At 56.9% G+C, this 8,571-nt stretch carries 7 protein-coding genes and 2 pseudogenes; 3 read left to right on the forward strand and 6 right to left on the reverse strand.

Translation table 11 applies throughout. From position 1 onward, the window contains the following. Positions 1 to 37: 37 nt before the first annotated feature. A complete protein-coding gene (gene phoU, locus ACTG4B_RS14940; RefSeq protein WP_439156507.1) occupies positions 38 to 745 on the forward strand; it encodes a phosphate signaling complex protein PhoU in 708 nt (235 codons plus the stop codon). A gap of 63 nt (positions 746 to 808) precedes the next feature. On the opposite strand, the gene ACTG4B_RS14945 is transcribed toward phoU, so the two are convergent. The 3 genes from ACTG4B_RS14945 to aroQ form a co-directional block, all read right to left on the reverse strand. Next, positions 809 to 1,786, reverse strand: coding sequence for a calcium/sodium antiporter (locus ACTG4B_RS14945; RefSeq protein WP_439156501.1), 978 nt, complete (start codon positions 1,784 to 1,786; stop codon positions 809 to 811). A 598-nt stretch (positions 1,787 to 2,384) separates the two neighbouring features. Next, on the reverse strand, positions 2,385 to 3,146 hold the full coding sequence (locus ACTG4B_RS14950) for an autoinducer binding domain-containing protein (RefSeq protein WP_439156502.1): 762 nt from the start codon (positions 3,144 to 3,146) through the stop codon (positions 2,385 to 2,387). Beyond that, on the reverse strand, positions 3,139 to 3,588 hold the full coding sequence (gene aroQ / locus ACTG4B_RS14955) for a type II 3-dehydroquinate dehydratase (RefSeq protein ID WP_439156503.1): 450 nt from the start codon (positions 3,586 to 3,588) through the stop codon (positions 3,139 to 3,141). The genes ACTG4B_RS14950 and aroQ overlap by 8 nt, the downstream gene beginning before the upstream one ends. Positions 3,589 to 3,765: 177 nt before the next feature. On the opposite strand from aroQ, the pseudogene ACTG4B_RS14960 reads away from it, so the two are divergent. Both ACTG4B_RS14960 and ACTG4B_RS14965 read left to right on the forward strand, forming a co-directional pair. Beyond that, positions 3,766 to 4,401 (forward strand): annotated as a pseudogene (locus tag ACTG4B_RS14960) (IS30 family transposase); the annotation flags it as partial. Further along, positions 4,393 to 5,148: pseudogene (locus ACTG4B_RS14965) on the forward strand (IS30 family transposase); the annotation flags it as partial. The pseudogenes ACTG4B_RS14960 and ACTG4B_RS14965, both read left to right, overlap by 9 nt. A 141-nt stretch (positions 5,149 to 5,289) precedes the next feature. Here the strand turns inward: ACTG4B_RS14965 and tsf are convergent. The 3 genes from tsf to ACTG4B_RS14980 all read right to left on the reverse strand — a co-directional run. After that, positions 5,290 to 6,162, reverse strand: a complete 873-nt coding sequence (gene tsf, locus ACTG4B_RS14970) for a translation elongation factor Ts (RefSeq protein ID WP_439156504.1) — start codon at positions 6,160 to 6,162, stop codon at positions 5,290 to 5,292. Positions 6,163 to 6,229: 67 nt separating this feature from the next. Beyond that, the gene (gene rpsB / locus ACTG4B_RS14975; protein ID WP_439156505.1) at positions 6,230 to 7,006 is read right to left on the reverse strand and encodes a 30S ribosomal protein S2; all 777 of its coding nucleotides are present in this window, start codon (positions 7,004 to 7,006) and stop codon (positions 6,230 to 6,232) included. Positions 7,007 to 7,224: 218 nt separating this feature from the next. Continuing rightward, positions 7,225 to 8,571 (reverse strand): HupE/UreJ family protein (locus tag ACTG4B_RS14980; RefSeq protein WP_439156506.1); only part of this gene is annotated, 1,347 nt, incomplete at its 5' end.

An 8,571-nucleotide genomic window follows, 5' to 3' on the forward strand; every position in this document is an offset into this window, starting at 1 on the left:
ACGACGCGAAAACCCGATGCGTCGAGGAACAGACAACATGAATGATCATATTTCAGCCGCCTATGACCGTGACCTTGAAAGCATCCAGACATTGATCGTCAAGATGGGTGGTCTGGTCGAAGAGGCGATCCTCAAGGCTGCAAAATCCTTGGCGGAACGTGACGTTGAACTGGCGGAGGAAGTTCGCAAGGCCGACGCATCCATTGACGCGCTGGAGCGCCGGATCAACGACGATTCTGCGCGCACGATCGCCTTGCGCGCCCCGGTTTCAAAGGATCTGCGCGCGATCCTGACAGTGCTCCGGTTGGCGGCCTCGCTTGAACGGATCGGCGATTATGCCAAGAATATCGCCAAACGCACCAGCGTGCTGGTCGAGATGAACCCGGTCAACGGATCGGACGTTGCCCTGCGTCGGATGGCCCGCGAAGTGCAGTCCATGCTGAAGGATACGCTGGACGCCTACATTCGCGCCGATGCCGTTCTGGCCGAAGATGTGCGGCAGCGTGATCAGGAAGTCGATCAGATGTATAACGCGCTATTCCGTGAATTCCTGACATTCATGATGGAAGACCCGCGAAACATCACGGCCTGCATGCATCTGCATTTCATGGCAAAGAATATCGAACGGATGGGTGACCTGACCACGAACATGGCTGAACAGGTGATTTACCTTGTGACGGGGGCAATGCCCGAAGATGCCCGGCCGAAAGATGACAAGACTGCCTATGTGACCACACCACATTAATGCAGCCACAGGGTAGCTTGTGTCATCGCGGGGGGTCTTGCCCGGCGGCACGTCGCGGCTGGATCAGGTCAGGGTTTGCGGGACCAAATACTGCGCGACGATGAATGCGACATAGGCCGCGATCATGACGACGCCCATGGGTCTGTTCAAGCGCCCGACCGTCAGCATCCAGACAGCAAAGATGATCGCAACACCTACGGTCACCCAAAGCTCCATCCCCAACAGAACCGGATCGACCCAGATGGGCCTGGTTATCGCAGTCAGAGCAACGATCGACAGAATGTTGAATGTGTTGGACCCGATGATATTGCCAAGGATCAGTCCAAGGGATTGCTTGCGCGCAGCAGCAATGCAGGTAGACAATTCCGGCAGCGACGTTCCGAACGCCACGACGGTCATGCCGATCACGGCCTCTGGCACCCCAAGCGCCGTGCCCGTGGCAACCGCCCCCTGCACCAGAAGTTCCGAACCCACCGCGAGCGCCGCAAGGCCGCCAAGCAGAACCAGAACAGCGGCCTGCATCGTCTCGATCCCGATCGGATCCGTGTCTGCTTCATCATCAATCGGGATGCTGTCGGTGCGGTATTGGTAATACACAAACCCGACAAGAATTGCGAACATGGCCAGACCAAACACGCTTGTCAGGGAATCTGTCAACATCCCGTAAGCCATGATGGCGGTGGCCAAGAGCATCATGCCAAGATCCTTGACCAATTCGCGTGGTTGCGCCGTGACCGTCAGAAACACGGCGGTCGCGCCCAGCACAAGCAGGATATTGGCCACATTCGACCCCAGCACATTGCCCAATGATATTCCCGGAAAGCCGGAAAGGTTGGCGTTGACTGATGTAAACAGTTCCGGAACCGAGGTGCCAAACGAAATGATCGTGGCCCCAATGAAAAGCGGTGACAATCCGGTGCGCCGGGCGACAAACACAGCCGCGTCGATCGTCCAGTCGCCCCCTTTGATCAATAAAAACAACCCAAACAGGATGGAACCGGACGCCAGCACGAACAACTGGTAGGAAGACAATTCAAACAAGGGATGACTTTCCGCTCAAAGGCCGCAAAACGATGTGGGCGGATGCAATAACACCGTGGTTTGACAGTCGTCTCGCAGACAATGATCGTCTCATTCACGTCCCCCTGTTTTGTTTGTTACCTGTGATGTAGGGCCGTATGATCAGGTTTTGAAGTGCTGTATCAAAGACTTGTGCGCTGAAAACGCCCTAATTTTCACGTGGCTCTGTCATCCCGGCGAAAATTGTCAGATTTCGTGCCGCAGCGCCCTTTGCGGACGGATCGTTTCATCACGGCTAAAGCTTTTGAAAAACGCAAAAGGCCCTGCATTCGGGAAAATGCAGGGCTGTTGTTATGCGTGTTTGTCCGATACGGGACAACAGACGTGACACACGTTGCCGGTTCCGCCGATCCACCAGCAAGGGCAAAACCGGCCTACGGCGCGGGCGACAGCATCTTGAAATTGCAAGCCTGCCCACCCGCTGTCCCCGGGCCTTAGGCCACCACTCACGGGACCATTTTAGCATGCATGATGCGCTCCGAAGGAAAAAGTAAGGTAAACCTGACCTTTTGGTCATTTTTTACGCAGTGCGCTGGCAACACCCCAAAGGGCGATCGTTTCAGGCCTTTGTGTCCATGGTAAACATCTGGTTATAAAAGGCCGCTTTCAAGACGGCTTGGGCGGTTGTTTCCACATCCAACGCTTCGCGCGCCAGGCGCAAATGCTTCTCGACCGTTGCTGGGGTCAGCCCCAGCAGCAGGGCAATATCCTGTATCGTTTTTCCATCACCGACCCATTGCAGAACCTCTTGTTGGCGCCGGGTCAGTTGCCGCTCGCCAGAGTAGGGGAGGCTGAGCAACTTCAAATGCATCACATTGTTTATCACGATGATTGAACCACCGTGCTTTTCCCATGTTTCGTCGACCGTATCCTGTGTGACACCGGGTTCTGCGGTCAGTGCAATCGCGCCCTTGGACCGCTCCGAGATGGATCGAAAGCTGATCGTATAACCAGCGGTCACATCCATACTGTGGTTGAACGCCATGACGCGCCGTTCACCGGCGGTCAGATTATTTGTCCGGCTCATCTCGGTCAGCCGGCGCCAACTGCATGCACCGTCATTGGCCAGCGCCCATTTGAGCATGGGGGCATCATTATAAATGCCCGCATCAATAAATTTGCGCATGTATTCGGGAGTTTGCGTTGACAACAAAACCCAATCCTGCGGATCGCCCAGCGAATGGGATGTCCGATAACGGGTATAGCCATACATCAGGCGATCAAACCCATAAGACTTCATTTTTTGTGTATGCAGCGCCCACAGTTCCTCGACACTGTGCGCACTGGTCAACCTGTCGAGGTGGCTGATCAGGTCATGCATCCGCCGCGCCAAGCCACGACAAGAGCGCATCAATCGCGAGTGGATATCCCGCTGCGCCAAAACCGCAGATCTGCCCCAATGCCACCGGTGCGATATAGGATGTATGCCGGAATTCTTCGCGGGCATGAATGTTTGACAGGTGAAGTTCGATCACCGGCAACTGGATCGATGAAATCGCATCCATCAATGCGATCGATGTATGTGTATAGGCACCAGCGTTGAGAATGACGCCATCATGGGTGCCACGCGCAGCATGCAGCGCATCCAGAAGCGCGCCTTCATGGTTGCTTTGCAGGAACACGACCGTAATTCCGTGCGCGGCCGCATGATTGGCGCACATTTTTTCAATGTCATGCAATGTGGTCGTGCCATATACTTCTGGCTGGCGCGTGCCGAGCAGATTAAGGTTTGGACCGTTCAGGATAAGGATGGATCGTGTCATGCATGATCCTCTAGCATCTTCAACGCAGGTCACAAACAGAATATTCCGGTCTGGTCGCTTTCAATAGAATAATATATTACATAATACTGATTATGCGCGTAACATCTGTAGCCGGGGTGGATTCACAAATGAAGTGCAACTTCTGTATAAAAACAGAGTATTGCATGGAGTTGATCAATGGGACGCACCTACTCTCACCTTAGTCTGGAAGAACGCCGCAGGATTGCCAAGTGGCGTGAAGCCAAAATGCCGATTGCTGAGATAGCGGATCGCTTGGGCCGCGATGCATCGACTGTCTATCGGGATCTGCGTCGTAACCACTACGACGACAAGGAACTGCCTGAGTTGAACGGCTACTACGCTTTGAATGCACAGGACATGTACGAACGCCGCCGTGCAGTACATCGCAAGATGGTCCTGCATCCCCAGGTCATGGCCGCTGTCCGTGCGGGTCTGGATGCCGGATGGTCACCCGAACAGATCGCCGGTCGGATGCGCCTGGAATGCCATAGGGTCCGCGTGAGCCACGAGACGATCTATCGCTTCGCCTACTCGAAAGACGGTCTTGCCGAACAGTTCTACAGGCACCTGCGGGAACATCGCAAACGCCGCAGGCCACGTGGGCAACGGCGGCACAACCGCACCCATATTTTTGACGCCCAAAGCCTGTCTTATAGGCCTGAGAGCATCGGCGAGCGCACTGAGTTCGGCCACTGGGAATGCGATCTGATGATGTTCCGCAAGGAACATGGAAAGGTGAATGTGACGTCTCTGGTGGAACGCGTCAGCCGTTATACCGTTGTCATGCGCAATGAAGTGATTGGCAAGCTAAAGACTGGCTGGTCACCAGAACAGATCGCAGGCCGGCTTAGAGTCGAACCACGTGCACCGCACAGGATTTGTCATGAGACGATCTATAAGTACGTCTATTCCGACAGCGGCCAGTCTCAAGAACTTGGTCGATATCTGCCGGAGCGCCAGAAGAAGCGCAAACCTCGTTATGCCCGCAAGGCCCGTGATCGTGTGTTTCCCTTGGAAACAAGCATCCACAACCGCCCTGAAGAGATCAATGACCGTAGCCAGTTCGGCAATTGGGAAGGCGATTTGATGATCTTCGAGCGTGCCCAGGGCAACGCCAATGTTGCGACACTGATCGAGCGAAAGACCCGCTACACCATGCTGCTCAGGAACAACGACCGCAAGTCGCGACCCCTGATGAACAAGCTGATCAACGAGATGTCGCCCCTGCCCGCAAATGCGCGCCGCAGCATCACTTTCGACCGTGGTTTTGAGTTCACATCCTGGCGCGAGCTGCACAAAGGCATGGGTACCAAATCGTGGTTCTGTGATCCGCAGGCACCGTGGCAAAAGGGTTCTGTTGAGAACATGAACAAACGGGTGCGCAGATACCTGCCGCGTGACACCGCTCTGCTGTCGCTCCCAAATCGATATATGAGGTCGATTTGCGACCGCCTGAACGCGACACCGCGCAAATGTCTGGGCTATCGAACGCCAGCTGAGGCCTTCAGAGATGAGCTGATGAAACTGGAGAGAAGATGAGCTACCCTACCCAAACAAACCGATGCAATCGAAATGGAACCCACACGGGTGGAGTCACAAACGGGAGACATGACCCTCAAATGCAAAACGGCCCGCAAGCCATGCCTGCGGGCCGTTCCAGGAAAGATCGAAAAGCAGCGCTTAGCTGTTCATCTTTGCGACCTCGGCCGCGAAATCTTCTTCGACTTTCTCGATGCCTTCGCCGACTGCCAGTCGGACGTAGCCGGTGATTTCAACGCCGGCCTCTTTGGCGGCTTCGGCGACGGTCAGGTCGGGGTTGACCACGAACTGCTGGTTAAGCAGCGTGACTTCGGCCATGTATTTCTTCATCCGTCCAACGATCATTTTTTCAATGACCGCTTCTGGCTTGCCGCTTTCACGGGCAATGTCCATCTGGACCTGCTTTTCCTTCTCGATCACGGACGGATCCAGGTCGGCCTCGGACAATGACGCCGGGTTGGCGGCGGCGATGTGCATGGCAACCTGACGACCGAAATCTGCGTTGTCTCCTGTCATGGCGACCAGCACGCCAATGCTGCCCATGCCAGGAGCGGCGGCGTTGTGTACATAGCTGACAACCTTGTCGCCGGAAATCGCCGCCATGCGGCGCACCGACATGTTTTCACCGATCACGGCAACCGCATCGGTGACAGTTTGTTCTACTGTCTTGCCGGCAATCTCGGTAGCCTTCAGGCTGTCCAGATCATTTGCACCCAAAGCGGCTTGCGCAATTGCGGCGACCATTTTCTGGAAATCAGCGTTTTTGGCAACAAAATCGGTTTCTGAGTTGACCTCGACCGCGACGCCCTTGCCACCGTCGACAGCCACGGCCACCAGACCTTCGGCCGCGGTGCGTCCGGATTTCTTTGCAGCCTTCGCCAGGCCCTTGGTGCGCAGCCAGTCAACGGCGGCTTCCATGTCGCCGTCGGTTTCGGTCAACGCCTTCTTGGCGTCCATCATGCCTGCGCCTGTGCTGTCGCGCAGTTCTTTCACCATTGCAGCGGTGATTGCCATCTTCTCTCTCCTAAAACGGAATTCAATACATGTGCAGGTGGGGGCATAGGCCCCCTACCCGACTGTTTTATGACGCTTGTGCCGCAGCGGCTTCTTCGGCAACCACTTCTTCGGCCAGGTCTTCCATGGCACCCATATCGACGCCAGCAGCACCCAGTTGGGCGGTCATGCCGTCCAGTGCTGCGCGGGCGGCCAGATCGGTGTAAAGCGCGATGGCGCGGGCCGCGTCGTCGTTACCGGGAATGACATAGTCAACGCCATCGGGCGAACAGTTGGTATCGACTACGGCCACGACAGGAATGCCAAGTTTCCTGGCTTCGGCGATGGCGAGATCTTCCTTGTTGACGTCGATGATGAAGATCAGGTCAGGCACACCGCCCATTTCGCGGATACCGCCAAGCGACGCTTGCAGTTTGCCCTGCTCGCGTTCCATGCCAAGACGTTCCTTCTTGGTCAGGCCGGCAAAGCCGTTTTCCGCGGCTTCATCAATCTGCTTGAGCCGGTTGATCGACTGCGAAACGGTCTGCCAGTTGGTCAGCGTGCCGCCCAGCCAGCGGTGGTTCATGTAGAACTGCGCAGATTTCTCTGCAGCGTCCATGATCGGCTTTTGCGCCTGGCGCTTGGTGCCGACGAACAGAACGCGGCCGCCCTTGGCGACGGTGTCGCGAATGACTTGCAGCGCCTGGTCCAGCATGGGAACAGTCTGTGTCAGGTCCATGATGTGGATGCCGTTGCGCGAACCGTAGATGTATTTACCCATCTTGGGGTTCCAGCGCGCGGTCTGGTGACCAAAGTGAACGCCAGCTTCAAGCAGCTGACGCATGGAGAACTCGGGAAGAGCCATGTCGTTTTCCTTTTCCGGTTTCAGCCTCAGCGGGGGATCAGGCAAGTGCCCAACCGGTGGATGCGTTGGGATTTCTCCCCACAGCACCCGCCCCCGCCTGCGGGATTAAGTGGCCGCTTCTTAGTGGGCGTTGCGCTGGATGGCAAGTGGTGTGTCGCCGTCGGCGGGCGTTTTTTGGTCTTAATGAAAACCTGAAAGCACCCGGCCCACGCGGGGTGTTACAGGAACACCCGTTCGACAAACCAATATGTCCCGACAGCCGCGATCGCCACCGAGGCGGGCACGGCCACGATGCGGCGATAGGCATCGACCTGATCGCGCAACCCGATCGACACGGCCGACAAGATAAAGATTGCAAGAAGCGGACCTGCAAAGATCCAGACCGGCGCTTCGGCCAGAGACTGGAGCGCTGCAGGGTTCAGCGCGATCAGCGTGATGGCCACCGCACCCAACAGGCCATACAGAATGAAGCCCTGCGTGGCCTCGTTCTGGCCCCGGTCGACGCGCAGAGCCTGCCAGACGCACAGGAACATCACGGCAATCACGGCCAGTTGCCCGATTTCGACGCCCACGTTAAAGCCGATCAGCGCGGGCACAAAGGTGGCTTCCGGCAGGCCGAATTCCGCCAGCACCGATGCGAACCCAAGCCCGTGCAACAGCCCGAACCCGAAAATCACAAAGGGGCGCCATGGGCTGATGCCATTCGTAAAGATATTTTCCACCGCAATGAACACAATCGAGGCGGCGATCAACGGTTCCACGATGCTGCCCGGTGCGTTGACATAGCCCAGCGCGGCCAGCGCAAGCGTGATCGTATGCGCCAGCGTGAACAGCGACACCTGCAAGATGAGCGGCCGGAACCGTGCCGCCAAAAAGAACAGCCCCAGCACGAACAGGATATGATCCAGCCCCTTGGGCACGATATGGTCGAAACCGACGGGGATGTAGTTGAAAAAGCTTTGCCATGCGGTTGCCTGGTCTCCGCCAGCCAACTGGATCGGATCACTGAGCGCGCCGGCCTCCAGGTAGCCGTCATAGGGGGCATCCACGCCCATCTGGCGCACCACAAGGGTGCCAAACGCCTTGTTCCAGCCGATTTGCACGGTTTGTGCGCCTTCGGGCAAGGCGGCACTAAAGGTGAATTCCGACGACCGCACGAGGTCGGGGTTTCCCACCGGTGCGACGGTGACCGCATCCAGTTCCGGCGTCAGCGGCACCCCGTCCGCCATCAATGTGATGCGCGACGCCATTTCGGGCCAGAATGCGCGAAACCGGTCTTCCAACGCGGCCGGTTCCGTCACGCGCAGGCTGTCATATGTCTCTGCTTGCGGGGCTGCGTTGGTATCTGCAACCTCTGTCAGGTCGATGCCCGCCACGAAGCTTTCCAGGTTGGCGCGCACATCGAAGACGATGCGGCCATCCGCCGCCGTCATATCCGTGATCGAGGGCAGAACTTCGTGCGCTCCGGCCGATGACAGCGTCGTGAGCCAGATCAGTGCCGCGCTTGACAATACGCGCAGGACCGCCACCTTTGCGGCAACCAAAAAGGAAATTTTCATGCGTAT

The sequence above is a fragment of the Yoonia sp. genome (genome assembly GCF_965660735.1).
Classification (GTDB): Bacteria; Pseudomonadota; Alphaproteobacteria; order Rhodobacterales; family Rhodobacteraceae; genus Yoonia.